Origin of the sequence: Desulfuromonas sp. CSMB_57, from assembly GCF_020194955.2 — a bacterium.
Classification (GTDB): Bacteria; Desulfobacterota; Desulfuromonadia; order Desulfuromonadales; family Syntrophotaleaceae; genus JAFCIY02.
The window spans coordinates 16,822-42,320 of sequence record NZ_JAFCIY020000006.1 but is presented as its reverse complement, the minus strand read 5'-3'; the positions used below and the strand labels follow the sequence as shown (position 1 = coordinate 42,320).

The 25,499-nt window shown below is 59.4% G+C and carries 20 protein-coding genes and 1 tRNA gene; 9 read left to right on the top strand and 12 right to left on the bottom strand.

Translation table 11 applies throughout. The features are described 5' to 3' along the window. Positions 1–111 precede the first annotated feature (111 nt). From iorA to JQN68_RS02145, 6 genes are all read left to right on the top strand, one after another. The gene (iorA, locus tag JQN68_RS02170; RefSeq protein WP_225071435.1) at positions 112–1,878 is read left to right on the top strand and encodes an indolepyruvate ferredoxin oxidoreductase subunit alpha; all 1,767 of its coding nucleotides are present in this window, start codon (positions 112–114) and stop codon (positions 1,876–1,878) included. Continuing rightward, the gene (locus tag JQN68_RS02165; protein WP_225071436.1) at positions 1,868–2,488 is read left to right on the top strand and encodes an indolepyruvate oxidoreductase subunit beta; all 621 of its coding nucleotides are present in this window, start codon (positions 1,868–1,870) and stop codon (positions 2,486–2,488) included. The genes iorA and JQN68_RS02165 overlap by 11 nt, the downstream gene beginning before the upstream one ends. Beyond that, positions 2,485–3,786, top strand: coding sequence for a phenylacetate--CoA ligase family protein (locus JQN68_RS02160; protein WP_225071437.1), 1,302 nt, complete (start codon positions 2,485–2,487; stop codon positions 3,784–3,786). Before JQN68_RS02165 ends, JQN68_RS02160 begins: the two co-directional genes overlap by 4 nt. Positions 3,787–3,815: 29 nt before the next feature. Continuing rightward, positions 3,816–4,247 (top strand): ACT domain-containing protein, encoded by a 432-nt coding sequence (locus tag JQN68_RS02155; RefSeq protein ID WP_225071438.1) that lies wholly within the window; start codon positions 3,816–3,818, stop codon positions 4,245–4,247. Positions 4,248–4,365: 118 nt separating this feature from the next. After that, a tRNA-Pro gene (locus tag JQN68_RS02150) sits at positions 4,366–4,442 on the top strand. A gap of 174 nt (positions 4,443–4,616) precedes the next feature. Next, positions 4,617–5,762 (top strand): radical SAM protein, encoded by a 1,146-nt coding sequence (locus tag JQN68_RS02145; RefSeq protein ID WP_225071439.1) that lies wholly within the window; start codon positions 4,617–4,619, stop codon positions 5,760–5,762. Between the two features lie 51 nt (positions 5,763–5,813). Here JQN68_RS02145 and JQN68_RS02140 read toward each other — a convergent pair whose 3' ends face one another. Further along, positions 5,814–6,542, bottom strand: coding sequence for a TVP38/TMEM64 family protein (locus JQN68_RS02140; protein WP_225071440.1), 729 nt, complete (start codon positions 6,540–6,542; stop codon positions 5,814–5,816). A 207-nt stretch (positions 6,543–6,749) separates the two neighbouring features. Between JQN68_RS02140 and JQN68_RS02135 the strand changes: the two genes are divergently transcribed. Next, positions 6,750–8,027 carry an MFS transporter gene (locus JQN68_RS02135; protein ID WP_225071441.1) on the top strand — a complete coding sequence of 426 codons (1,278 nt, stop codon included), beginning with the start codon at positions 6,750–6,752 and terminating at the stop codon, positions 8,025–8,027. A gap of 16 nt (positions 8,028–8,043) precedes the next feature. Next, on the top strand, positions 8,044–9,939 hold the full coding sequence (locus JQN68_RS02130; RefSeq protein WP_225071442.1) for an SLC13 family permease: 1,896 nt from the start codon (positions 8,044–8,046) through the stop codon (positions 9,937–9,939). 15 nt (positions 9,940–9,954) lie between these two features. On the opposite strand, the gene JQN68_RS02125 is transcribed toward JQN68_RS02130, so the two are convergent. The 11 genes from JQN68_RS02125 to lepA form a co-directional block, all read right to left on the bottom strand. After that, positions 9,955–10,173 (bottom strand): hypothetical protein, encoded by a 219-nt coding sequence (locus JQN68_RS02125; protein WP_225071443.1) that lies wholly within the window; start codon positions 10,171–10,173, stop codon positions 9,955–9,957. Positions 10,174–10,256: 83 nt separating this feature from the next. Continuing rightward, complete coding sequence (recG, locus tag JQN68_RS02120; RefSeq protein WP_225071444.1) at positions 10,257–12,410, bottom strand: ATP-dependent DNA helicase RecG; 2,154 nt, start codon at positions 12,408–12,410, stop codon at positions 10,257–10,259. Between the two features lie 13 nt (positions 12,411–12,423). Further along, positions 12,424–12,627, bottom strand: a complete 204-nt coding sequence (locus tag JQN68_RS02115) for a DUF1858 domain-containing protein (protein WP_225071445.1) — start codon at positions 12,625–12,627, stop codon at positions 12,424–12,426. 74 nt (positions 12,628–12,701) lie between these two features. After that, on the bottom strand, positions 12,702–13,178 hold the full coding sequence (greA, locus tag JQN68_RS02110; protein ID WP_225071446.1) for a transcription elongation factor GreA: 477 nt from the start codon (positions 13,176–13,178) through the stop codon (positions 12,702–12,704). Between the two features lie 122 nt (positions 13,179–13,300). Continuing rightward, the gene (gene carB / locus JQN68_RS02105; protein ID WP_225071447.1) at positions 13,301–16,528 is read right to left on the bottom strand and encodes a carbamoyl-phosphate synthase large subunit; all 3,228 of its coding nucleotides are present in this window, start codon (positions 16,526–16,528) and stop codon (positions 13,301–13,303) included. Between the two features lie 119 nt (positions 16,529–16,647). Further along, entirely contained in the window at positions 16,648–17,778 is a 1,131-nt protein-coding gene (gene carA / locus JQN68_RS02100; protein WP_225071448.1) for a glutamine-hydrolyzing carbamoyl-phosphate synthase small subunit, read from the bottom strand. 54 nt (positions 17,779–17,832) lie between these two features. Next, positions 17,833–19,104 carry a dihydroorotase gene (locus JQN68_RS02095; RefSeq protein WP_225071449.1) on the bottom strand — a complete coding sequence of 424 codons (1,272 nt, stop codon included), beginning with the start codon at positions 19,102–19,104 and terminating at the stop codon, positions 17,833–17,835. A gap of 62 nt (positions 19,105–19,166) precedes the next feature. Then, the gene (locus JQN68_RS02090) at positions 19,167–20,099 is read right to left on the bottom strand and encodes an aspartate carbamoyltransferase catalytic subunit (RefSeq protein WP_225071450.1); all 933 of its coding nucleotides are present in this window, start codon (positions 20,097–20,099) and stop codon (positions 19,167–19,169) included. 97 nt (positions 20,100–20,196) lie between these two features. Next, positions 20,197–20,733 carry a bifunctional pyr operon transcriptional regulator/uracil phosphoribosyltransferase PyrR gene (gene pyrR, locus JQN68_RS02085; protein ID WP_225071451.1) on the bottom strand — a complete coding sequence of 179 codons (537 nt, stop codon included), beginning with the start codon at positions 20,731–20,733 and terminating at the stop codon, positions 20,197–20,199. Positions 20,734–20,960: 227 nt separating this feature from the next. Continuing rightward, positions 20,961–21,638 (bottom strand): signal peptidase I, encoded by a 678-nt coding sequence (gene lepB, locus JQN68_RS02080; protein WP_225071452.1) that lies wholly within the window; start codon positions 21,636–21,638, stop codon positions 20,961–20,963. A gap of 2 nt (positions 21,639–21,640) precedes the next feature. Continuing rightward, complete coding sequence (gene lepA / locus JQN68_RS02075; RefSeq protein WP_225071453.1) at positions 21,641–23,443, bottom strand: translation elongation factor 4; 1,803 nt, start codon at positions 23,441–23,443, stop codon at positions 21,641–21,643. Positions 23,444–23,624: 181 nt separating this feature from the next. On the opposite strand from lepA, the gene JQN68_RS02070 reads away from it, so the two are divergent. Further along, entirely contained in the window at positions 23,625–25,475 is a 1,851-nt protein-coding gene (locus tag JQN68_RS02070; RefSeq protein WP_225071454.1) for an AMP-dependent synthetase/ligase, read from the top strand. Positions 25,476–25,499 lie beyond the last annotated feature (24 nt).

The window sequence follows — 25,499 nt, the reverse complement described above, 5'->3', positions numbered from 1 at the left end:
CACGGTCATGGTTTGACAAGCCTTGGCCGAATCATTTATAGTCCAGGGTCAAATGACCTGAGCTGCCCCATAAATCCATAACGGGCTCCGGGGCGCACAAAAAGGAGTGTTATGGAACGAGCTATCCTGTCCGGCAATGAGGCCATCGCCCGCGGGGCCTACGAAGCAGGAGTGAAGGTCGCTTCTGCCTACCCGGGGACCCCCAGTACCGAAATCCTTGAAAACATGACGCGTTATCCCAGCATTGACGCCTCTTGGGCCCCCAACGAAAAGGTGGCTTTGGAAGTCGGCATGGGTGCCTGTTTTGGCGGCGCGCGGTCATTGGTGGCCATGAAACACGTCGGCGTCAACGTGGCCGCCGATCCCCTGTTCACCCTCTCTTACACCGGTGTTCGCGGCGGTCTGGTGCTGGTCACGGCGGACGATCCGGAACTGCACTCCTCGCAAAATGAGCAGGATAATCGCAATTACGCCAAATTCGCCAAAATGCCCATGTTCGAACCGGCCGACAGCCAGGAGGCCCTGACTTTCACCCGTTTGGCCCTTGAGGTCAGCGAGCAGTTCGACACCCCGGTTTTTTTGCGCACCACCACGCGCATTTCCCATTCCAAATCCATCGTCACCCTGTCCGATCCGGTGACCGGTTTGCCCGCACCGTCCCTGGAAAAGAATCCCCCAAAGTTTGTCATGCTGCCCAGCAATGCCCGGAAACGCCACGTACTGGTGGAGGAACGGCTGCGCAAGATGGAAGAATGGGCCTGTGAACAGCCTTTCAATGTGGTGGAAGAGGGCAGCGGGGCGGTAGGGGTCATCACCAGCGGGGTCTCCTATCAGTATGCCCGCGAGGTCCTGCCGGAAGCGACGATCCTCAAACTCGGCATGGTTTATCCCCTGCCCAAGCGGCTGATTCGTGAATTTGCCGCCCGCTTCGAGACCCTCTATGTTATCGAGGAACTGGATCCCTTTATCGAGGAGCAGATCCGGGCCATGGGCATCGAGGTACGCGGCAAGGACCTGTTGCCCATCTGCGGAGAACTGACCGTCGGTCGGGTGCGCCAGGCTTTGTCTGGTGAAACCCCGCCGGTGTACGTCGAGATCGAAGATTCCCTGCCGCAACGCCCGCCCAGCATGTGTCCGGGCTGCCCCCACCGGGGCGTGTTTCATGCCCTCAACCGGTTGAAGGCCTTCGTCACCGGGGATATCGGTTGCTACACCCTCGGTTTCATGGAACCGCTGTCGGCCATGGACACCTGTATCTGCATGGGGGCCAGCGTCGGCAACGCTACCGGTCTGAGCAAGGTTCTCGATGAGGAACAGGCCCGCCGGGTGGTGGCGGTGATCGGGGATTCTACCTTTCTGCATACCGGCATCAACGGCCTGATGGACATGGTCTATAACCAATCCACCTCCACCCTGGTGATCCTCGACAACCGCATTACCGCCATGACCGGCCGCCAGGAACATCCCGGTTCAGGATACACTCTGGGCGGCGAAGAAGCCTTTCGCGTGGATCTGGAACAGTTGTGTCGCAGCGTAGGAGTGGAGCATGTGCAGCTGGTCGATCCTTATGACCTGGATCTGACCCGCCGGATCCTGAAGGAGGAAATGGCCCGGTCGACCGTCTCCGTGGTCATTTTCCGTCGGCCCTGCATGCTGGTCAAACGCGACCCCGTCAAGCGCCTCCCGGCCCTGACCGTCGATGCCGCCCGCTGTACCGGTTGTCGAGCGTGCCTGCAACTGGGTTGCCCGGCCATCGAATGGCGCCCGGAAGAGGGCGATAAAGGCAAGGCGCACATCAATCAACTGCTGTGCGTCGGGTGCGGCCTCTGTCCGCAGGTTTGCCGCTTCGATGCCATGGGAGAGTGCCATGAAAAATAATACGACCAATATTCTCATCTCCGGGGTGGGCGGCCAAGGTATCCTGCTGGCCAGTGAAATTCTGTCCGAAGCGCTGATGCTGGCAGGATTCGACGTGAAAAAGAACGAGATTCACGGCATGTCCCAGCGTGGCGGCAGCGTGGTCTCCCATATTCGTTTCGGCGCCAAGGTCTACTCGTCCATCATCCCGGAAGGAGAAGGGGACGTACTGCTGGGCTTCGAGTTGCTGGAGACCTACCGCTATCTGCCCTTGCTTCGCAAGGGAGCCAAGGTTCTGGCCAACGACCTGAAAATTTTTCCGGCCCCGGTCAATCTTGGCAAAGCGGTCTATCCGAACGACATTCCGGAACGTATCGCCCGCCATTTTCCCGGCAGCACCCTCGTTCCCGGTTTGGATCTGGCATTGGAAGCGGGTGACCCCCGAACGGTCAACGTGGTGCTCCTGGGGGCCTTGTCCGGCTCCATCGATATCGAGCCGGGTCTTTGGCTGGAAATCTTGCACAAAATGGTTCCGGAACGCTTCCTGGCCGTCAACCTCAAGGCTTTTGAGTTGGGACGCCGGACGGCCAGCGCAACAGGGCAGGCGGTTCAGGAGGGAGCCACTGCATGATCTGGAACGATGACTTCGAGACGCTGCCCCGTGAAGCTCTAGAGTCTCTGCAACTCAAGCGCCTGCAGAACACCCTGCAACGGGTCGCTGCCACGGTACCCTTCTACCGGGACAGTTTCAGCCAGGCGAACATCGATATCGGCACCATTCGTTCCCTCGCCGATCTGCAGCGCTTGCCCTTCACCCTCAAGCAGGACATGCGGGACAATTATCCCTATGGCCTGTTTGCTGTGCCTTTGGAACAAATCGTTCGCATCCACGCGTCTTCCGGAACCACCGGCAAGCCGACCGTGGTCGGTTACACCCGGCGGGACATCGACATCTGGGCCGAACTGATGGCCCGCTCCTTTATGGCCGCCGGGGTCCATCGGGGCGATGTCATACACAATGCCTACGGTTATGGCCTGTTTACCGGCGGCCTGGGGGCCCACTACGGCGCTGAGAAGCTCGGTGCCGCGGTCATTCCCATGTCCGGCGGCAACACCAAAAAGCAGATCATGATCATGCAGGACTTCGGCTCCACCGTGCTGACCTGCACCCCCTCCTACAGCCTGTACCTGGCCGAAGCGGCGGCGGAGGACGGCATCAATATCCGCGAATTTCCCCTGCGCGTCGGCATCATGGGCGCGGAGCCCTGGAGCGAATCCATGCGCCGGGAAATCGAGGAAAAACTCAACATCAAGGCCATCGATATCTATGGGCTATCGGAAATTCTCGGTCCCGGCGTGGCCATCGAATGCCTCGACGCCCAGCACGGCCTGCATATCTGGGAGGACCACTTCATTCCCGAAATCATCGATCCGGACAGCGGTGCGGTGCTGCCCCTCGGTGAGACCGGGGAGTTGGTGATCACCACCATCACCAAGGAAGGCATCCCCCTGATCCGCTATCGGACCCGTGACATTACCCGCATCATTGCCGAGCCCTGTATCTGTGGTCGCACCCATCGCCGACTGGCGCGCATGAGCGGCCGCAGTGACGATATGCTCATCATTCGGGGGGTTAACGTGTTCCCCTCCCAGATCGAAAGCGTGCTGATGACCATTGAAGGGGTGGAACCCCACTATCAGCTCATCGTCGATCGCGAGGACAATCTGGATACCCTGGAAGTCCAGGTCGAGGTCAATGAACAGACCTTCTCCGACGAGATCAAGGTTTTGCAGGATCTCAGTCGGCGTATCCAAAAGGAAATCAAGGATCTGCTCGGGATCACCTGTCGGGTGCGTCTGGTTGAACCGAAATCCATCGCCCGCAGCGAAGGCAAAGCCAAGCGGGTCAACGATCTGCGCAAGCGCTGAAGGCGCCCGTCGCGCATCCGGAGGGGAGTATGAAAGTTCAGCAGATTTCCATCTTCATTGAGAATACTTCGGGCCGACTTGCCGAGGTGACTCGCGTGCTGGGCGAGGCCGGCGTCAACATCCGGGCTTTGTCCCTGGCCGATACTTCGGATTTCGGGGTGCTGAGGCTCATCGTGGATAAGAACGATCTGGCGCGGGAAGCGCTGGCTCGAGGCGGTTTTACCGTAACCAAGACGGATGTCGTGGCGGTCGAGGTTCCCGACCAACCCCTTGGGTTGGCGCGCATTTTGGCTCTGCTGGACCGCGCCGGCATCAACGTGGAATATCTGTACGCCTTTGTCGAACGCTGCGGCGCCAACGCGGTAATCATCTTCCGCTTTGACAATGCCGATGAGGCCATTGCGACCTTGCTGGCCAACGGCCTGGATGTGCTTCCCGGCGAACGTCTTTATCAAATGTGAGGTCACTTCTAACAATTTGAAATGCTTATAATTTCAGCGGCGGAGGAAGATGTGGCGGGGTGACTTTTTCCTTGACAATTAGACGTCGATACCACATAATCCGGCCGTCGTTGATTGACGGGGCGTAGCGCAGCCTGGTAGCGCACCTGCATGGGGTGCAGGGGGTCGAAGGTTCAAATCCTTTCGCCCCGACCAACGAAAGAGGAGCCACGAGATATCGTGGCTCTTTTTTTTTCTCGCATTTTTCACACCAATCCCAGTTGCCTGCCCGCAGGCAATCCTTGGGTCGTATATGGTACAATCCGATGGCATCCCCCAATCCTCTGATGCCGAAATCTGAAGAGCCACCCTTCGCATGGAGGCCATGCCATGGCCGAGTATGCTTTCGAACAGGGACCGATCCGCCCGCCGAGTGAAGCGGGCAGCCTGCTGTTGCGCGTTTCCCGTAACTGTGCCTGGAATCGCTGTACCTTTTGCCCCCTTTACAAAGGACAGAAATTCTCCCTGAGACCGGTTGCAGATGTGGTGCGGGACATGGAAACCGTCGCCGATAATGTGGGCCGAATCCGGGAACTGCATGAATCAGCTGACGGAGAAAGCTTCAAAAAGCGCCTGCGGACTTTTTACTATCAACTTCCGGAAGCAGAGCGACCAGCCATGTTGGCTGCCATAAAATGGTTCGAACAGGGCATGACCGGCATTTTCCTGCAGGACGCCGATGCCTTGCTGGGCGGTACCCGCCGTCTGAAGCCGATTCTCGATGCTCTGCAACGGTGCTTTCCATGGCGGCCGCGCCTTACCTGTTACAGCCGGTCGGCGACAGTGCTGCGATACTCTGTCCAGGAGCTTCAGGATTTGGCCCGCGGGGGATTGGACCGACTGCACCTGGGACTCGAATCCGGCTGTGACGAGGTGTTGCAGGCGGTGGCCAAAGGGGCCACGCAGGCCATGCATATCCAGGCCGGGCAGCGAATCAAAGCGGCCGGCATCGAGTTATGCGTCTACCTGATGCCCGGTCTCGGTGGTACCGCCTTGAGTACCCCGCATGCCCTGGCGTCCGCTGCGGCAATCAACGCCATCAACCCGGACTTCGTTCGTCTTCGCACCCTGGCCGTCGTGGCGGGAACGCCCTTGGACGAGGCTTGGTTGGCCGGGCAGTTCGAATGGTGCGACAGCCTTACCCTGGTGCGTGAACTGCTGACTTTCTTCAACGCCTTGGGGGATATTCAAAGCCGCATCGAAAGTGACCATGCCCTCAACCTGTTCGAGGATCTGGCCGGTGCCTGGCCCCAGGAGGGGACGCGAATCAAGGCAATGCTGCAGAGATATCTGGATCTCGATCCCCAGACCCGAACTTTCTACCTGCTCGGCCGCCGCTGCGGACAATTCCGCGGTCTGGGGGATCTAAAGAATGTTGAACGGATGGCGGCGGTACGCAAACTGGCCGAAGAAGCTGACATTACCCCAGAAAATATCGAAGAGGTATGCCGCGAACTGACCCGTCGCATGATCTGAACAGGCGTTCAAGGTCCGGAGGGCAATCCGGCCGGTTCGGCGGCTCCGGAGTCATGGATCCTTTGCTCCCGGATCGGAGCCGTGGATCATGTGCTTAAACCGACTGCGGAGCAAAAAAGACACGAGGCACAGCACCGCCAGCAGGATCATTCCCGGCAAAAGATACTGAAAGCGACCGGTGGCAAGGGCCAATTGCAGGCGACTGGCCAGCAAGGTCAGGGCCAGGACGCCCGGCAGGATGCTCAGGGCGGTGCCGAGAAAAAAGTCGCGAAAGTTGAATCCCAGGGTGCCGACCAAAAGGTTTTTCAGGGCAAACGGTGCGACAGGCATCAACCGAAGGGAAAAAATCGGCAGCAGTCCCCGATCGACAAAGCGTTTCCGCAGGGATCCAAACCGGTCGCCGGTCAGGGTTTGCAGCAACGGCCAGCCGAATCGGCGACCGAGGACATAGGAACAACAGGCGCTGACCATGCAGCCGGCCATGGCATAACCAAAACTCACCCATGGGGAAAAAAGTACCGCGGTGGCCATGATTAATACGCTGACGGGAAACAGGATGACTCCCCCGATCAAGTATGCCGTGAGAATAAACAGGGGCGACAGGGGATGGCGACTGACCGCATGAGTCAGTTCAGCCAGCTGGTTGGGGTCCAGAAAATCGCGCAGCGGCGTACGCCACCACAACAGGCCCAGAAAAACCAATGAAGCCGGGATTATAAGCCCTGGCATCATGCGGCCCAATATTCTTCCAATCATTCGGCACCGATTCGGACCTGCCATGCGATCTCCTTTGCATGGCATCAACCATAGGTTTCGAAATGGCATCTGTCAACCTCGACAAGCCGAATATGCCCGGAATAACGACGAGACACAACGGGCCGGCCCGACAAGTAATACTCTATTCCGTTGTTGCCAAGATTCCTTTCTGGTCCTAAAATTATTCATGTTTTGGCCGGTGGAGCATTGTCGCCGGGGAGGGGAGGGAGTATGGCGCAAACGCATCTACTGCAGCAGGCCCGTCAGTATCGCTGGCGCATATTCTGGTGTCTGGCCGTCGGCTATATCCTGGTTTTTTTTCACCGCCTTTGCACTGCGGTGGTGGCCGTCGACATGATGAACGATTTGAACGCCGGCGGCGCCTTGATCGGGTTTTTGAGCTCGGGATATTTTTACCCCTATGCCTTGATGCAGCTGCCGACCGGTTTGCTGTCTGATTCCTGGGGGCCGCGACGCACCATCACACTTTTTTTGGCCATCGCGAGTGTCGGCTCCGTCTTGCTGGGATTAACGCCGTCTGCGGCCGGAGCCATGCTCGGGCGCGTGATGGTAGGCCTCGGCGTCTCCACCCTCTTTGTCTGCACCCTGAAAATTCTGGCCGAATGGTTCAGTGTCCGGGAATTCTCCTTGATGACGGCCATCCTGATGGCCATGGGCGGACTCGGTTCCCTGTCGGCAGCGGCGCCCATGGCCCTGTTGAGCGGATGGCTGGGCTGGCGCTTCGCCTTTGTGACGGTAGGCGCCCTCACGGGCGTACTGGCCCTGTTGGTCTGGTTGGTGGTTCGTGATCACCCAGGAGAGCTTGGCTGGCCTTCTCCGGCCGAACATCGCCTGCAGCCCGCGGAGATGATTCCGCTTGGGAATGGCGTAAAACGGGTTCTGACGCGGCCGGCCTTTTGGCCCCTGGCGCTGTGGTTCTTTTTCACCTATGGTATTTTCATCTCCTTCGGCGGATTATGGGGTGGTCCCTATTTCATGCAGATTCATGACCTGACCCGAAACGAAGCCAGTCGCATCCTTTCCATGCTCGCCGTCGGCATGATTCTGGGCGGGCCGTTATTGAGTCTGATTTCCAAGCGTTTGCTGAAAAGCCAGTCCAGAACCATGGTTCTGTCCAGCCTGCTGTTGACAGCTCTGATGGCAGCCCTGGCCAGGTACCCGTCCCAGTTCCCCGTGGTGGGGCTCTATGGCCTCTGTCTGGCCCTAGGTATTTTTGCCAGTGCCATCGTGGTCATCGGCTTTACCATGACCAAGGAACTGTTTCCCGTCCAGATGGCAGGAACCAGCATCGGTTTGGTCAACCTTTTTCCCTTTGCCGGCGGGGCGGTTTTTCAGCCCTTGCTCGGCTTCATCCTGCAACGCCACGTCAATACCGATCAGACTTTTTCCCTGGCGGGCTACCAGCAGGCCTTTTTCGTCCTGTGGCTCGCCTCTCTGGCAGCCCTTGGCGCCAGTGTCTGCATCAGGGAAGCTAACACCGCAAAATAGCGGAAAGCTAAATTCCATGACCCACGAACAAGTTCTGATCCTTGCCGTGCTCTTTGTAACCGTGGTTCTGTTCCTATGGGGTCGCTGGCGTCACGATGTGGTCGCAACCGCTTCCCTGCTGGCCTGCGTATTGCTCGGGCTGGTGCCGACCGCCGAGGCTTTTTCCGGATTTGGCCACCCGGCGGTCATTACTGTTGCCTGTGTTTTGGTAATGAGTCGCGGCTTGCAAATTACCGGCGCCGTTGACGCCCTGGCCCAGCGCATCGTTCCGGCCCATTCCGGACCCTTCCTGGCAACGGCAGCGCTGTCCATTCTGGGCGCTTTTCTCTCGGCTTTCATGAACAATGTCGGAGCCATGTCCCTTTTGATGCCGGTGGCCATCCAGGTGGCGGGAAAAAACAACCTGGCACCGGGCAAGTTGCTCATGCCGCTCGCCTTTGCCACCATTCTCGGCGGCATGACCACCCTGATCGGTACTCCGCCCAACCTGATTGTCGCAGGATTTCGCGCCGAGACCGGAACCGGGCCCTTTGCCATGTTCGATTTCACTCCCGTAGGCCTGTCCGTTGCCGGAGCCGGCATTCTTCTGGTGGTCCTGGCCGGCCGCTGGCTGGTACCGGAGCGCCAGGGATCGGCCGGTACCAGTTTCGACACCGGTGCGTATCTGACGGAGGTGCGCGTCACGGAAGAGGGCAAGGCCGCCGGAAAAACCTTGCGGGAGGTCGAGCAGATCCTGGAGAAGACCGATGCTCAGATCATCGGCATGGTCCGTAACAACTTCCGGATTTTTGCGCCCAACCCTGGGCGATTGCTGTTGCCGGGGGATATTCTCATCATCGAGGCGGAACCGGAATCCCTGTCGTCAGCCTTGTCGAGCCTGGGGCTAAAGCTGGAAGAAGCCGTTCCCGCTGCGGTTCCTGAGGAGGCAGGCGAGGGAGAGCAGAAAGAGGGGGGGGAGCCCCTGGAGACTGCCGAAAAGGAAAATGGGATTGCGGCGGGTGGCGACCAGCAAAAGCCGGGAGCGGTGCATGAAAGCCGCAAGGACCCCGAAACGGAAGGTGCCGAATTGCAGGAACTGGTGGCGCTCCCGGATTCGGGTCTGGTCGGGCGTTCGGCCAGCGACCTCAGAATACGCACCCGATACGGCCTGAATCTGCTGGCCGTCTCCCGGCGGGGTCGGCGAACCATCCGCCGCTTGCGGTCCACTCAAATCCAGCCTGGCGACGTATTGCTAATGCAGGGCTCCTCGGAGGCCCTGAGCGGGTTTGCCTCGGAGTTCAGCTGTGTGCCTTTGGCGGCCCGTTCCGTCCATATTCCCGACAAGCGCCAGGCGGGGCTGGCCATGGGCATCATGGCGTTGGCGGTCATGGCAGCATCCCTGGGATTACTGAGTGCCGCCGTTTCCTTTGCCTTCGGAGTCCTGCTGCTGGTGGTCTGGAGGGTGTTGCCGCCGCACAAGATGTATGAATCCATCGACTGGTCGGTTATCGTGTTGCTGGGTGCCCTGATTCCCGTGGCCGGTGCCATGGCCACAACCGGAGCGGCAGATGTGGTGGCGCATATGTTGCTGAAAGGAATAGCCTCGGGGAATCCGGTTCTGGCTATCGTAATCATCCTGGTACTTACCATGACCCTGTCGGACTTCATGAACAATGCCGCCACCGCCGCAGTGATGTGCCCGATTGCAATCAGTATGGCCTCGCAGTTCAAGCTCAATCCGGACACCTATCTCATGGCCGTGGCCATCGGCGCCTCCTGCGCCTTTTTGACTCCCATCGGTCATCAGAACAATACCCTGATCCTCGGTCCGGCGGGATTCCGTTTTGGTGATTACTGGCGACTGGGATTGCCCATGGAAATTGTGGTCGTGGCCGTGGCTGTGCCCATGCTGCTGATGGTCTGGCCGCTGTGAGATGAATAAAGGGCGTCACCATCCGTAGGTCTCCTGAGAGAAGACCTGACAGAAGGCCAGCTGCGCGATAGTCAGCTTGCGGAGCAGATACGAGCGGTATGGAGCGGGGACTTTACGCAGGTAGCGAGCGGCCAGCTTGGACCGTTCGATGTTGGTCAGGGAATCGACGTAAAACTGAAGCTGGGAAAAATGGAGTTCAACGCGTCGAGCGACACGGGGACCGGGGGCCGTCATGGAGCACCTCCAGCGGGATTAACCGTTGAGTCGGATAATATATATTATGTAAACCAAAAGAAATTATGGGCTGAACCGACCCGTCAGCCGATGGTTGCCAGTTCGAGACGCTCCCCCCACCGATCCTTCAGGGCCTGCCGCAAATCCGCGTATCGTTGGTCAGCAAGAAATGCTGGATCGTCGGCAATAAGAAATGCTTCCTGACGCGCCCGTTCCAACCAGGCACCGTCCCGCAACAGATCGGCGACGCGCAAATCCGGCATGCCCGATTGCCTGGTGCCGAGAAACTCGCCGGGTCCGCGAATCTCCAGGTCGGCTTCAGCGATGCGAAATCCGTCGTTGGTGGACGCCATCACCTCAAGGCGGCGGCGTCCGTCTTCGCTGCAGCGCTGGGCATGCACCAGCAGGCAGATGCTGGCGGCGCTGCCCCGACCGACACGGCCACGGAGCTGATGCAATTGAGCCAGGCCGAAGCGTTCGGCATGCTCGATCATCATGACCGTGGCGTTGGGAACATCGATGCCGACCTCGACGACCGTGGTGGACACCAGGATGTCCAGATCCCGGCTTTTGAAGGCCTGCATGACCTGTTCCTTTTCATCGGGCTTGAGCCTGCCGTGCAGCAATCCTACCCGATGACCCGGAAAAACTTGGGTTGCCAGATGTTCAGCGCCCTCCGTCGCCGCCAGCAGGTCGCTGTTTTCCGTTTCCTCCACCAGTGGATAGATAATGTAGGCCTGGCGCCCGGCGGCAACCTCCTCCCGAATCCTCACATAGGCCTGTTGACGCTGTTTTTCCGGTAGAATACGGGTGGCCACCGGCGTCCGGCCTGGTGGCAGTTCGTCGATGACCGACAAGGCCAGATCGCCGTATACGGTTAAGGCCAGGGTACGGGGAATCGGGGTTGCCGTCATGACCAAGAGATCCGGATGGCGGCCCTTTTTGCGCAAAGCGGCCCTTTGCAGCACTCCGAACCGATGCTGCTCATCGATGATGCCAAGGCCGAGGCGGGCAAAGACGACATCCTCCTGCAACACCGCATGGGTACCGACCAGCATGTGCACCGTACCGTCAGCAAGAGCGGCCAACACTTTGCGCCGGCTGGCGGCGGTGATCGATCCGGTCAAAAAGAGCACCTTCAGGCCCAGACGATCCATCCAGGGTTGGAACTGCCGATAGTGCTGCTCGGCCAGAATTTCCGTCGGTGCCACCACCGCCACCTGGGTGTCGTTTTCGATGGCGACCAGGGCCGCCATCAGAGCCACCACGGTTTTGCCGCTGCCGACATCACCCTGCAGGAGACGATTCATGGGATGCGGCGCCATCATGTCCTGCTTGATCTCTCCAAGTACGCGTCGCTGGGCCGCAGTCAAACGGAAGGGCAACATGGCCGCCAGGGGCCTGGTATAGAGATGGGACACCTGAAAGGCATGGCCCTGCTCGAGCAGTACGCCCCGCTGTTTTAGCGCCATGCCCAGTTCCAGGTAGAAAAATTCATCAAACACCAGACTTTTCCGGGCGGCGCTGTGCCCGTCATTGAGCAGGTCAAGATCGGCTTCGTTGGGGGGAAAGTGAATTTCCTGCAAGGCGCGGTCGAGAGGCAGCAGTTGATGCCTTCGGGTAAGGTCTGCCGGCAAGGGCGAAACGGCCAGGTTGGCAAACTGGTCGACAATCTGTTTCCAGATCTTGCGAGCGGTTTTTTGAGTCAGCCCTTCGGTGAGAGGATATACCGGAAGTATCCGGCCGAAACTGAGAGGATCGGCCGCCATATATTGTGCCAGACTTTGACCGGCAGCCAAGAATTCCGCTTCCGGATGATGGATTTCCCGCAGGGCTCCGAACTGTTTGACCTCGCCGGTAAAAACGCCGCGGCGGCCGACAGGATACTGTTTTTCCAGCCAAGCCTTGCGGTAATGAAACCATTTCAAGGCAATGCGACCGCTGCCATCGCTGACAACGACCTCATAGAGTTTTTTGCGGGTACGACTGGTCAACTGCTCGCCGGCGGAGACTACTTCGCCGAAAAAGGTTTCCCGGGTTTCGTTGTGCAGGCTGGCAATGGCCCGCAACTGCCGGCGGTCTTCGTAACGGAACGGCAATGTGAACAGAACCTGCTCGACGGTATGCAGATTGAGTTGTTGGAATTTTTCCTGCAGGCGGGGACCCACCCCCCTCACGGCAGTCAGGGGGGTGGCGAGAAGTTTGCGGCTCTGCGCATAGGTGGGCAGCGGGGCCATCTCCCCTGCCCCGTTATTGCCCCAGAGCTTCGTTGAGATCGCGAATCAGATCGTCGACGTTGACGCCGTGGGCGCCGGCACCCTGCTCCAAGGTTTCAAACTTGGCGGCAGCGCATCCCAGGCAGCCCATCTTGTACTTGGCAAAAACCTTGACGACGGCCGGACCGTGCTGGAGAATCTCCTGAAATTTCATATCCTTGGTGATTTTCTGACTCATGGGTTCATCCTTTCAGAATGTAACGGACTGCCGAAATCGGACGTCTTGCACCAGCGGTACAGGGCTGAACGCGCTTATTTGAATTCGATAGCGATAATCTCGTAGGTCCGAAGCCCGGACGGAACTTTGATGCAAACCTCATCCTCCAGGCGATGACCGATGAGGGCGCGTCCGACCGGAGATGTGACCGAAATCTTGCCGTGCTTGAGGTCCGCTTCATCCTCTCCGACAATCTGGTAGGTCACTTCGGCCTCGGCATCCACGTCATACAAAGTCACGCTGGCGCCGAAAACGACCTTGTCACTGTTGAGAGTGGCCGGATTGATTACCTGGGCCCGGGCAATTTTATCGTTGAGTTCCTGGATCCGCCCTTCGATAAAACTCTGCCGATTTTTGGCCGCATCATATTCGGCGTTTTCAGACAGATCGCCGTGACTGCGGGCCTCAGCGATATCCTGCACCACGCGGGGACGTTCGACGCGTACCAGTCGTTTCAACTCTTCCTGCAGGTTGCGATAACCTTCTTCGGTCATGGGGATGGAACGGGACATGATCTTAATACACCCTTTTCTCGAAAAATCAGCGGGCGGGAAAACCCGCCCGTTTTTTCAAAACATGATTTTATCGTGCGATAAAAATGGCAAGGCCGCCGGAAAACCGGCGGCAATTGCCTTTAATAATACTCTTGAAGGGGTACGACGTCAAGCTTTTCTCGCTTGAGAGCCAAAACCGCGTCGACTGCCGCGATAATGCCTTCAACGGTGGTGAAGTAGGCGACGTTGTACATCAGGGCCGTGCGCCGGATGGAGAAGGAGTCCGCCACCGACCGGGCACCGAAGGTGGTGTTGAAAACCAGGCTGATTTCGCGGCTTTTGATGGCGTCGACGCAGTGCGGACGGCCTTCCTTGACCTTGTTGATGATGGTCACGTCCAGGCCCTGCTCGGCCAGAAAAGCGGCGGTGCCGCCGGTCGCGACCAGGGAAAAGCCGGCGTCCAGCAATTTGCGGGCCGGTGCGACAACGGCCGGTTTGTCGGCATCCTTGACGCTGATGAACACCTTGCCCTCCTGGGGCAGACGCACGCCGGCGGCCAGCTGGGATTTGGCAAAGGCGCTGCCGAAATCCTGGTCGATGCCCATGACTTCACCGGTGGATTTCATTTCCGGGCCCAGGAGCGTGTCGACGCCGGGGAACTTGACGAAGGGGAAAACCGCTTCTTTGACGGCGATATGTTTCGGCACGATCTCATCCCGGATGCCCAGATCGGCCAGACTGCGACCGGCCATGACCCGCGCCGCAATCTTGGCCAGGGGCCGCCCGGTGGCTTTGGAGACGAAGGGCACGGTCCGACTGGCCCGCGGATTGACCTCGAGCAGATAGACGATATCCTCCTTCACGGCAAACTGGATGTTCATCAATCCGATCACATTCAGTTCCAAGGCCAGGGCCCGGGTCTGGCGCCGAATCTCGTCGAGCACCTCCTGTTTCAGGGAAAAGGGCGGCAGGGCGCAGGCCGAATCCCCGGAGTGGATGCCTGCTTCCTCGATATGTTGCATGATGCCGCCGATGACCACATCGTGGCCGTCGGCCAGGGCATCGACATCCACCTCGATGGCATGTTCCAGGAACTTGTCCACCAGGATCGGATGATCCGGCGAGGCCTGTACCGCGTTGACCATGTAGTTGCGCAGATCCGCGAGTTGGTAGACGATTTCCATGGCCCGGCCACCGAGGACGTAGGACGGCCGCACCACTACTGGATAGCCGATACGCTCGGCCACCTTTTCCGCCTCTTCGCAGGAACGGGCCAGGCCGTTGTCGGGCTGTCGCAGATTGAGTTTGAAGAGCATTTCCTGAAAGCGTTCCCGGTCCTCGGCCCGGTCAATGGCATCGGGACTGGTGCCGATGATGGGCACACCCGCCTGTTCCAGGGCCACGGCCAGTTTCAGCGGCGTCTGGCCGCCGAATTGGACGATGACTCCGGCGGGTTTTTCCAGGGCCACGATCTCCAGCACGTCCTCGAGGGTCAGGGGCTCGAAATAGAGGCGATCCGAAGTGTCGTAGTCGGTGGAAACCGTTTCCGGGTTGCAGTTGACCATGATGGTTTCGAAACCGTCCTCAACCAGGGCCATAACCCCGTGCACGCAGCAATAATCGAATTCGATACCCTGCCCGATGCGGTTCGGACCGCCACCCAGAATCATGATCTTGGGCCGATCGCTGGGGCGGCTTTCGCATTCCTGCTCGTAAGTCGAATACAGATAGGGGGTGTGGGCGACGAATTCGGCGGCGCAGGTGTCAACCCGCTTGAAGACCGGACGGATGCCCAATTGATGGCGCAGGCGCCGCACCGAGGTCTCGCTTTCGCCCCAGAGCGCGGCCAGGCGGCGATCGGAAAAGCCATATTGCTTGGCCGCCCGCAGCAATTCACCCCGCTGCCCCTTGGGCGCGGCGATGAGATGGGCTTCCATTTCAACGATTTGCCGGATCTGAAACAGGAACCAGGGATCGATGCCGGTCAAATCCCGCACCGCACCGATGCTGAGGCCGGCCCGAAAGGCGTCGGCGACGTACCAGAGGCGTTCCCAGTTGGGCACCCGCAGTTTGTTGCGCAGCACTTCGTGGTCGGCCTCGGTCAGTTCACGGGACTCGCCCGGTTTCTGAAAGAGACGGCTTTCCAGGCCGTAGGAGCCGATTTCCAGGGAGCGCAGACCTTTCTGCAGGCTTTCCTTGAAAGTGCGGCCGATGGACATGACCTCCCCGACGGACTTCATTTGGGTGGTCAGGGTACTGTCGGCCTGCGGAAATTTTTCGAAGGTGAACCGGGGAATTTTGGTGACCACGTAGTCGATGGTCGGCTCGAAGGAAGCGAAGGTCTCCCGGGTAATGTCGTTGGGAATCTCATCCAGAGTGAAACCGACGGACAGCTTGGCGGCGATCTTGGCGATGGGGAATCCCGTGGCCTTGGAGGCCAGGGCGGAAGAACGGGACACGCGCGGATTCATCTCGATGACCGCCAGTCGCCCGTCGGCCGGGTTGACGGCGAACTGGATGTTGGAGCCGCCGGTATCGACGCCGATTTCGCGGATGATGCGCAGGGAGGCGTCCCGCAGGATCTGGTATTCCTTGTCGGTCAGGGTCTGCGCCGGAGCCACGGTGATGGAGTCGCCGGTATGCACCCCCATGGCGTCGATATTCTCAATGGAGCAGATGATGACCACGTTGTCCGCATGGTCCCGCATCACCTCCAATTCGTATTCCTTCCACCCGATGATGGATTCTTCAATCAGGATTTCACTCGTCGGCGAGGCATCCAGGCCGGCTGCGGCCAGGGCTTCATATTCCTCGCGATTGTAGGCGATGCCGCCGCCGGTGCCGCCGAGGGTGAAGGAGGGCCGGATGATGGCCGGAAAACCCACCTCTTCGATGATCGCCATGGCCTCCTCGAAGTTGTGGGCCAGGCCGGAACGGGGCACGTCCACGCCAATGCGCGCCATGGCCTCTTTGAACAGGGTGCGGTCTTCGGCCATTTCGATGGCCGGCAACTTGGCGCCAATTAATTCCACGCCGTATTTTTCCAATACGCCGTTTTTGGCCACGGCCACGGCGGTATTGAGGGCGGTCTGGCCGCCCAGGGTCGGCAGGATGGCGTCCGGTCGCTCCTTTTCGATGATCCGGGCCAGGACTTCCGGGGTGACCGGTTCCACGTAGGTACGATCGGCCATTTCCGGATCGGTCATGATGGTGGCGGGATTGGAGTTGAGCAGGATGACGGTGTAGCCTTCCTCTTTGAGAGCCTTGCAGGCCTGGGTCCCGGAATAGTCGAATTCGCAGGCCTGACCGATAATGATCGGTCCGGCGCCGATGATGAGTATTTTCTGGATGTCGGTTCTTTTCGGCATAGTGAGTCCTTCAAGTTGTCCAACGCCCGGGGGCGGAAACGGCCGGCGACCAGGTGAATGATTCTTTGCCAAGTCGCGCGGCCAGAGGCTTCGCAGACCTTGAGGTGCGGTCTGAGCAATCAGCAGCCTTGGCGACGCTGCTGTTCCATCAACCTGGTAAAACGCTCGAACAGGTAGCGGGCGTCATGGGGACCGGGTGAAGCCTCGGGATGGTATTGCACCGAAAAGGCCGGAACCTGTTTATGCACCAGACCCTCGATGGTATTGTCGTTAAGGTTGATGTGAGTCAGCACGGCATCATCCTCGATGGACTGGCCGTCCACGGCAAAGCCGTGATTCTGGGCGGTGATTTCCACCTGGCCGCCCTCTTCCTGGCGCTGCACCGGCTGATTTCCCCCGCGGTGGCCGAATTTGAGCTTGTAGGTCCGACCGCCCAAGGCCAGGGCCAGCAGCTGGTGCCCCAGGCAGATGCCGAAGATGGGTGTTTTCCCCAGCAGTTTACGGATGTTTTCCTGGGCGTAGGTGACGGGTTCCGGGTCACCGGGGCCGTTGCTGAGAAATACCCCGTCAGGCTGCATGGCCAGCACTTCCTCGGCCGGGGTGGTGGCCGGCACCACGGTGACATCGCAACCGGCAGCCACCAGGTTGCGCAGAATGTTGCGTTTGATGCCGAAATCGTAGGCTACCACGCGATAGCGCGGCGGCTCGCCGGGCTGGTAGCCGGCGCCGAGCTGCCAGGGCCCCTCCGTCCAGTGATAGGGCGCCGGGCAGGTCACTTCCCGCACCAGGTCACGGCCGACAATGGACGGCGCCTGGCGCACCTTTTCGAGCAGGGAGGCCGGATCCAAATCCACCGAGGAAATGATCCCGGTCTGGGCGCCATGGTCGCGGATGTGTCGCACCAGGGCACGGGTATCCAGGCCCTGGATGCCGACAATATTGTTTTCCTTGAGATATTCATCAAGGGTGCGTTCGCAGCGCCAGTTGCTGGGATACGGGCAATATTCCTTGACCACGAAACCCGCCAGATGGGGCCGGCCTGATTCGACGTCCTCGTGATTGACGCCCACATTGCCGATGAGAGGATAGGTCATGGTGACGATTTCGCCGCGATAGGACGGGTCCGTCAGGATCTCCTGGTAGCCGGTCATGCTGGTGTTGAAAACCACCTCGCCGGTCACCTCGCCGATGGCGCCAAATGCCTCGCCGAAAAAGACCCGACCGTCAGCCAGGGCTAAAATTGCTTTCATCAAGGTCGTGCTCCTTGCTATGGAGTGAGTGTTTCCTGTTTCAGTTCTGAAAGTCTAACGCTGGTAAACCACCCTGCCGTCGACCATGGTCAAGGCCGCCGCCCCTTTCAGCTGCCAGCCCCCAAAGGGGGTGTTCTTGCTGCGGGAGAGAAGTCGAGCCGGGTCGAGGGTCCACTTGCAGGTCGGATCGACGAGGGTGATATCCGCGGCCCGACCCACTTCCAGGGTGCCGCCGGGCAAGCCGAGGGCCCTGGCCGGACCGATGGTCAACCGGGCGATGGCCTCCGTCAGGGTCAGCACGCCCTCTTCCACCAGACGCAGAGTCAGGGGCAGGGCCGTTTCCAAACCGACAATCCCATTCAGGGCAAGATTGAATTCGACATTTTTCTCGTCGACATGATGAGGCGCGTGGTCCGTGGCGATAACGCTCAGGGTGCCGTCGGCCAAGCCATCGCGGATTGCCTGCACATCCGCGGCGCCGCGCAGGGGCGGATTCATTTTGGCATGGGTGTCGTAGCCGCGTACCGCTTCGTCCGTCAGGGTGAAATAATGGGGCGCCGTTTCCGCCGTGACCGGCACGCCCCGGCGCTGCGCGGCGCGAATGATTTCCACTGCACCGCGGGTCGAGACATGGGCGATATGCAATCGGGCTCCGGTGAATTCGGCCAGCAGGACGTCGCGGGCGACGGCGGCATCTTCAGCCACCCAGGGAATGCCGCGCAGGCCCAACTGGGTCGCGACAAAGCCTTCATTCATGACTCCGTCCCCCACCAGGGACAGATCCTCGGCATGGCTGATGACGGGCAGTTGGAAAGAGCGGGCGTATTCCAGGGCGCGGCGCATGATTTCACCGCTGGTTACGGGACGCCCGTCGTCGGAAACCGCCACGCAGCCGGCCGCCTGCAGATCGCCGAACTCGGCCAGGGATTCGCCCTTGAGCCCTTTGGTAATGGAACCGACGGGGTAGACCCGAACCTGTCCTTCCGCCGCTGCTTTCTGGCGGATGTAGGTGGTTACCGCCTTATTGTCGTTGATCGGGTTGGTATTGGGCATGCAAGCCACGGCGGCAAACCCGCCCGCTGCCGCCGCACGGGTACCGGAAACGATATCTTCTTTGTATTCGTAACCCGGGTCCCGCAGGTGCACATGGATATCGATAAGGCCCGGAACCACCAGCAATCCTCCGGCGTCGATGGTTTCAGCATCGGGCAGCTCGATGCCGGCGGCAATCTGAGCGATTTTGCCGTCGACCGCCAGCACATCCAGGTTGGCATCGATTTGGTGGGCCGGGTCGAGAACCCGCCCGTTTTTGATCAGAGTTTTCATCATTCACCCCGTTTTAGGAAGTGTCACATTCTTAGTGGCCCGCTAAGGGCGACGGCAACCTGTCAGACCTCGAGCTGTTCCCCGCCGGAAACCAGGTAGAGCAGCGCCATGCGCACCGCCACCCCGTTTTCGACCTGCTCCAGAATGACGTTCTGCGGTCCGTCGGCCACTTCGGAACTGATTTCGACCCCCCGGTTCATGGGGCCGGGGTGCATGACAATGGCGTCTTCCCGAGCCAGACTCAGCTTGCTGCGGTTGAGACCATAGTACATGGCGTATTCCCGCAGAGAAGGCAGCAGGGTCTTGCCCTGCCGCTCCTGCTGGATACGCAGCATCATGACCACGTCGGCCTGGTCGATAGCATCTTCAATGCGGTGAAAAACCGGCACGCCCCACTGTTCCACGCCGGTCGGCAACAAGGTGCCGGGCCCGCACAGGCGCACTTCGGCGCCGCATTTCTGCAGGGCCAGCAGATTGGAGCGAGCCACGCGACTGTGGGTGATGTCGCCGATGATGGCCACCTTGAGCCCTTCGATGCGGCCCTTGTGCTGCCGCATGGTCATGAGATCGAGCAGTGCCTGGCTGGGGTGCTCATGGGCGCCGTCGCCGGCGTTCAGTACCGAGAAGTCGCAGCGGTCGGCCAAATAATGGGGCGCCCCGGAAGCATTGTGGCGCATGACGATAATATCGGGCTTCATGGCCTCCAGGTTTTTGGCTGTATCTTCCAGGGTCTCCCCCTTGACCAGGGCCGAGGTCGAGGCGCTGATATTGTAGGTGTCCGCCGACAGACGTTTGGCGGCAACTTCAAAGGAGGTTCGGGTCCGGGTGCTGGCTTCGAAAAACACGTTGATGATGGTCTTGCCGCGCAGGGTCGGAACCTTTTTAATTTGCCGACTGTTGATTTCCTTGAAACTTTCGGCGGTGTCCAGAATGAAATGAATCTCTTCCCGGGTGAACTGCTCGATGCCGAGAATGTGTTTGTGTCGAAATACCATGCGGGCCCTCCCTATGAGAATAGCTGTTTGACTTCAACTGTTGGCGGCCTGGACCGAAAACGGAACGTCAACCTCCGGTCCAGCGCGGTTCTTGTCCTCAGGGCTTAATCAAACGCACCTCAACAGGGTGATTGGCCTGGTCGAAGGCGACCACAATCTGCTCGTTGTGGGCCGTCGGGACGTTGCGGCCGACATAATCGGGCCGGATGGGCAACTCGCGATGACCGCGGTCGATGAGCACCGCCAACTGGATGGTGCGAGGCCGCCCGAGGTCCATGACCGCATCCATGGCCGCGCGAATGGTGCGCCCGGTGTAGAGCACATCGTCGACCAGGACCAGGGCCTTGTCATCCAGAGCAAAGGGGATCTCGGTTTTACCCACCGGCAGACTGCCTCGGGACGCCAGGTCGTCGCGATACATGGTGATATCAACGATTCCCAGGGGCACAGTCACGCCTTCGATGTCCTTGATGCGCTGTTGCAGGGCCAGGGCCAGGTGGTCTCCTCCGGTGCGAATGCCGATGAGAACAACGCCTTCGGTGCCCCGGTTGCTTTCCAGGATCTCATGGGCAATCCGCGTCAGGGCCCGGGTAATGGCCGGTTGGTCCAGGATGATCGTTTCCCGCGTTGCCATCGTTTGCATCTCCTCGATTTTAGGCACAAAAAAGGGTACTCTCGCCCTCAGGAAAGAGTACCCGGATGATCTATTGCCGTACTGTGCAGAACGGATTCGGGCCCCACCTTTGCTAACCTCTCTGGATTAACTTAAAAGGCACATGGCTGCTTCAAGCAAATTTTCAGAATTATACACAGGTGCCTTCGGTTTGTCAAAGGGAAAAACGGGCGCCACCTTGAGTCCTGTCAGCGGATCGGTCGGCCCATGCGCTCCCACCGCGGGCGGTGGGTTTCCGGATCCCACGACCAGTATTTGATCAGGGCCCGCCCCTTGATCTCATCCATCTTGACAAAGCCCCAGAAGCGGCTGTCATAGGAGCGATCGCGGTTGTCGCCCATGGTGAAATATTCATCCTCGGGTACCGTGACCGGCGCCATGAAGTCGCGGGGCGTGAAGGGGCCGGGCAGCACCTCTTCCTCCTTGTGAACCTCCTGGGCAATGACATAGGGCTGGCCGTTGACCAGAACCTGCTTGTCCCGAATTTCCACGACGTCTCCGGGCAGACCGATGATGCGCTTGATGAAGTCCCGCTTCTTGTAAAAGGGCAAATGACGATCTTCGGGAAATTCAAAAACAATGATTTCCCCACGCTGCGGTTCCCGCCAGCGCAGCATGCGGGTATCGGTAAAAGGTACTTTGACCCCGTAGATGAACTTGTTGACCAGCAGATGATCGCCGATGAGCAGGGTATCCTCCATGGACCCGGATGGAATCTTGAAGGCCTGGAAGAAAAAGGTGCGAATGATCAGGGCCAGGATCAGGGCCACCATGATGGCCTCGCTCCATTCCCGGTACCAGGGTTTGCGCACGCGCGTCGTCTTGGATTGGGATTCGGGATGGGAGCCTGCGGTTTGCTGTGTCATACTCACTGTTCCTTCACTTTGAGAATGGCCAGGAAGGCTTCCTGCGGCAACTCGACGTTCCCGACCTGCTTCATGCGCTTTTTGCCTTCCTTCTGCTTTTCCAGCAACTTGCGCTTACGGGTAATGTCACCGCCATAGCATTTGGCGGTCACGTCCTTGCGCAAGGCCTTGACGTTGACCCGGGCCACGACCTTGCTGCCGATGGCTGCCTGGATCGCCACTTCATATTGCTGCCGCGGGATGAACTCCTTCATTTTGCCGACCAGTTCCCGGCCGCGATACTGGGATTTGTCGCGATGCACAATCAGGGACAGGGCATCGACCACTTCGCCGTTGACCAGGATATTGAGTCGCACCAGTTCGCTGGGCCGATAATCGAGAAATTCATAATCCAGCGAAGCGTAACCGCGACTGACGGTTTTTAGCCGGTCGTAGAAATCGAGGACGATTTCGTTCAGCGGCAACTCGTACACCACCATCACACGGTTCGAGGTCAGGTACTTGATTTCCCGCTGGAGGCCGCGCTTTTCCTCGCACAGGGCCAGCACCGCTCCGACATAATCGTTGGGCACATGGATCGACGCCAGAATGAAGGGTTCCAGAATCCGATCGATGTACTGCACTTCGGGCAGTTTGTTGGCGCTGTCGACGATCAGTTCCTCTCCCTTGGTGGTGAAGACACGGTAACGCACCGTCGGCGCCGTGGTGATCAGATCGACGTTGAACTCCCGCTCCAACCGCTCCTGGATGATCTCCATGTGCAGCAGTCCCAAAAAGCCGCAGCGAAAACCGAACCCGAGGGCCAGGGAGTTTTCCGGCTCGAAAGTGAAGGACGAGTCGTTGAGCTGCAGTTTTTCCATGGCATCGCGCAGAGCGTCGTAATCCCCGGTGTCGATGGGATAGAGGCCCGAAAAGACCATGGGCTTGACTTCCTTGAATCCCGGCAGCGGCTTTTCGGCGGGCCGCTGCAGGTGGGTGATGGTATCCCCGACTCGGGCATCCTGCACCACTTTGATGCCGGCGATGACGAATCCGACCTCCCCGGGTCCCAGTTCCGACATCTCCATCGGATGGGGGGCGAAGACACCGACCTTGATCACCTCATAGGTTTTGCCGCTGGCCATGAGGCGAATTTTCTCGCCCTTTTTCAGCACCCCGTCAAAAACCCGCACCAGGATGACCACACCCTGGTAAGAATCATACCAGGAGTCGAAAATCAGCGCTTTCAGGGGCGCGGCGGCATCCCCCCGGGGCGCGGGGACCTTTTTGACCACCGCTTCGAGGATGTCGTGAATGCCGATTCCTTCCTTGGCGCTGGCCAGCACCGCATCCGAGGCATCCAGGCCGATGATTTCCTCAATCTCTTCGCGGATGCGCTCCGGTTCGGCGCCGGGCAGATCGATCTTGTTGAGAACCGGAAAAACCTCCAGGTTGTGGTCGATGGCCAGGTAGACGTTGGCCAGGGTCTGAGCTTCCACTCCCTGGGAGGCATCGACCACCAGCAAGCCCCCTTCACAGGCCGCCAGAGACCGACTGACCTCGTAGCTGAAATCAACATGTCCGGGCGTGTCGATGAGATTGAGGATATAGGTCTCCCCATCGTCGGCCGCATATTGCAGACGCACGGCCTGGGCCTTGATGGTGATGCCTCGCTCCCGTTCCAGGTCGAGTTTGTCGAGGAACTGGTTGGTTTTTTCCCGCTCCGTCAGGGCGCCGGTGATTTCCAGCAAGCGATCGGCCAGGGTCGATTTGCCGTGATCGATGTGGGCGATAATTGAAAAGTTGCGAATATTGTTTAAATTCATAATGTTATGGTATCGGTCCCGAAAATATTAGACATCCATGCAAATTGTGTAATCTACCCAAGGCCGGCTGTTTTGTAAAGGGAAAAGGCGCCGGGACTTTTTCGTTGCTTCCATGCCGTTGTCTGGCTAGGATGCCACATTTCAACGCTAACATCAGCAGGTCTTCCGGGGGGCACCACACATGCAAACCATCGACGAAACAGTCCGGCAGGCAGCCGGGAGATTTCCTGACAAGGGCGCTCTGCGATACAAGGTTGGGGACGGTTGGCAAAGCCTTTCCTACCGCCAACTTTGGCAGAACGTGGAGGAGATTTGCGGAGGATTGTGTCGCTGGGGCGTCCGACCCGGCGACCGGGTAGCCATCCTCGGCGCCACCTCGCCCCGCTGGATTTCCGCCTATCTCGCCATTCTGCACAGCGGCGCCATCGCCGTACCGGTGGACAAGGAACTGAAGGCCGGCGAATTGCGGCATGTGCTGGGCAATTCGGGCAGCCGCCTGCTCTTCACGGACCCGGCGTTTCTGGAAACCGTGGCCAAAATCGGGACGGATTTGCCGGAGCTGGAAAAAATCGTTCTGCTGGACGGTCAGACCGGGCAGTCGGACGAGAGCGAAGTGCTGCAGGCCATCAGTGAACTGACGGAAGCCTGGCGAGCCATCCGCGCCAAGTACCGCATCGCCGACCGGGACGACAGTGCCCTGAGTCGCCTCGGCCGTGATCTGGAACATCTGGCGGCCTCCTTCACTCCGCCGGCCAAGCCTCTGGATTTCTTTTCCCAGGATGAAATCCGGCGGCGGAACTATCTGCGGCAGCATGGCCTGGTCGCCATGCAAGACTTTGCCGGGCGCGGGCCGCAACCGCCGTCCCGTCGGTCGCCCTCGGATACGGCGGTCATTCTCTATACTTCCGGAACCACCGGGCGGGCCAAGGGCGCCATGCTCAGTCACGCCAACATCGTTTCCAACATCCAGGCGGCGGTACAGCATCTGCAGGTCGACAGCACCATGCATACCCTGTCCTTTTTGCCCATCAACCATGTTTTCGAGCAGGTGGCCGGCATCCTGGTGCCCCTCAGTCTGGGCGGTACCATCTCCATCGCCGAATCCTTGAAGAAGGTGGGCCAGAATCTGGTTGAAGAGAAGCCGACCCATGTCATGGGTGTGCCGGCCATCTACCGCATCCTGTTGCAGAAAATCCTTAAGGGCATCGAGGAAAAGGCCTTGTCCCGGACACTCTTCGCCCTGCCCTTCACCCGGCCGCTGGTCAAATCCAAGGTGCGCAAGAACCTGGGCGGCAACCTGACCTTCGTCAGCGGCGGTGCGGCATTGGACCCCGCCATCGCCAAAGGCATGCAGCAATTGGGACTGACCATCCTGCAAGGCTATGGCATCACCGAAACATCGCCCATCATCAGTGCCGAACGGCCGGGTGGCATGCGCCTCGGCACCGTCGGCCAGGCCATACCCGGCGTACAGATTCGCATCGAGCATCCCAATGAGGAAGGAGTGGGGGAAATCCTCATCAAGGGCCCCAACGTCATGCAGGGCTATTACAAACGGCCGCGGGCTACCGCCGAAGCCATCGTCGACGGCTGGTACCACACCGGGGATTTGGGCAAACTGGATGGGGACGGCTTTTTGAGTATCTGCGGTCGGGTCAAAAATCTGATTGTCACCCCCAACGGCAAAAACGTCTACCCCGAAGAGGTGGAAAACGAACTGCTTAAAAGCCCCTTCATCGCCGAGGTGATGGTCTATGGGCACAAGGTGACGGCCACCGCCGAGGAGGTGCACGCCATCATTTTTCCCAACCAGGAAGCCATCGACAACCACGTCCGGGAGAACAGCCTGCCGGCTTTCAGCGAGGCGGATGTCGAGAATTTGATTCGCAGGGAGGTTCTGCAGGCCGGCAAAATCCTCGCGGATTACAAGCGGGTCCGGCGCTTCACCCTCCGTGACGACGAGTTTCCCAAGACCACCACCCGCAAAATCAAGCGGTATGCCGTGGAAGCCGAGGTGTCCGCCAACGAATAGCATATACGGGCCGGCGAGCCGGCC

What these genes read in the sequence shown, in the direction of transcription:
- JQN68_RS02090 (WP_225071450.1), bottom strand. Translation starts at nt 20,099, where the DNA reads ATGGTATTTCGACACAAACACATTCTCGGCATCGAGCAGTTCACCCGG.
- JQN68_RS02135 (WP_225071441.1), top strand. Translation starts at nt 6,750, where the DNA reads ATGGCGCAAACGCATCTACTGCAGCAGGCCCGTCAGTATCGCTGGCGC.
- iorA (WP_225071435.1), top strand. Translation starts at nt 112, where the DNA reads ATGGAACGAGCTATCCTGTCCGGCAATGAGGCCATCGCCCGCGGGGCC.
- JQN68_RS02130 (WP_225071442.1), top strand. Translation starts at nt 8,044, where the DNA reads ATGACCCACGAACAAGTTCTGATCCTTGCCGTGCTCTTTGTAACCGTG.
- JQN68_RS02155 (WP_225071438.1), top strand. Translation starts at nt 3,816, where the DNA reads ATGAAAGTTCAGCAGATTTCCATCTTCATTGAGAATACTTCGGGCCGA.
- greA (WP_225071446.1), bottom strand. Translation starts at nt 13,178, where the DNA reads ATGTCCCGTTCCATCCCCATGACCGAAGAAGGTTATCGCAACCTGCAG.
- JQN68_RS02115 (WP_225071445.1), bottom strand. Translation starts at nt 12,627, where the DNA reads ATGAGTCAGAAAATCACCAAGGATATGAAATTTCAGGAGATTCTCCAG.
- JQN68_RS02165 (WP_225071436.1), top strand. Translation starts at nt 1,868, where the DNA reads ATGAAAAATAATACGACCAATATTCTCATCTCCGGGGTGGGCGGCCAA.
- JQN68_RS02095 (WP_225071449.1), bottom strand. Translation starts at nt 19,104, where the DNA reads ATGAAAACTCTGATCAAAAACGGGCGGGTTCTCGACCCGGCCCACCAA.
- lepB (WP_225071452.1), bottom strand. Translation starts at nt 21,638, where the DNA reads ATGACACAGCAAACCGCAGGCTCCCATCCCGAATCCCAATCCAAGACG.
- lepA (WP_225071453.1), bottom strand. Translation starts at nt 23,443, where the DNA reads ATGAATTTAAACAATATTCGCAACTTTTCAATTATCGCCCACATCGAT.
- JQN68_RS02125 (WP_225071443.1), bottom strand. Translation starts at nt 10,173, where the DNA reads ATGACGGCCCCCGGTCCCCGTGTCGCTCGACGCGTTGAACTCCATTTT.
- JQN68_RS02160 (WP_225071437.1), top strand. Translation starts at nt 2,485, where the DNA reads ATGATCTGGAACGATGACTTCGAGACGCTGCCCCGTGAAGCTCTAGAG.
- recG (WP_225071444.1), bottom strand. Translation starts at nt 12,410, where the DNA reads ATGGCCCCGCTGCCCACCTATGCGCAGAGCCGCAAACTTCTCGCCACC.
- carB (WP_225071447.1), bottom strand. Translation starts at nt 16,528, where the DNA reads ATGCCGAAAAGAACCGACATCCAGAAAATACTCATCATCGGCGCCGGA.
- JQN68_RS02145 (WP_225071439.1), top strand. Translation starts at nt 4,617, where the DNA reads ATGGCCGAGTATGCTTTCGAACAGGGACCGATCCGCCCGCCGAGTGAA.
- JQN68_RS02070 (WP_225071454.1), top strand. Translation starts at nt 23,625, where the DNA reads ATGCAAACCATCGACGAAACAGTCCGGCAGGCAGCCGGGAGATTTCCT.
- carA (WP_225071448.1), bottom strand. Translation starts at nt 17,778, where the DNA reads ATGAAAGCAATTTTAGCCCTGGCTGACGGTCGGGTCTTTTTCGGCGAG.
- pyrR (WP_225071451.1), bottom strand. Translation starts at nt 20,733, where the DNA reads ATGGCAACGCGGGAAACGATCATCCTGGACCAACCGGCCATTACCCGG.
- JQN68_RS02140 (WP_225071440.1), bottom strand. Translation starts at nt 6,542, where the DNA reads ATGGCAGGTCCGAATCGGTGCCGAATGATTGGAAGAATATTGGGCCGC.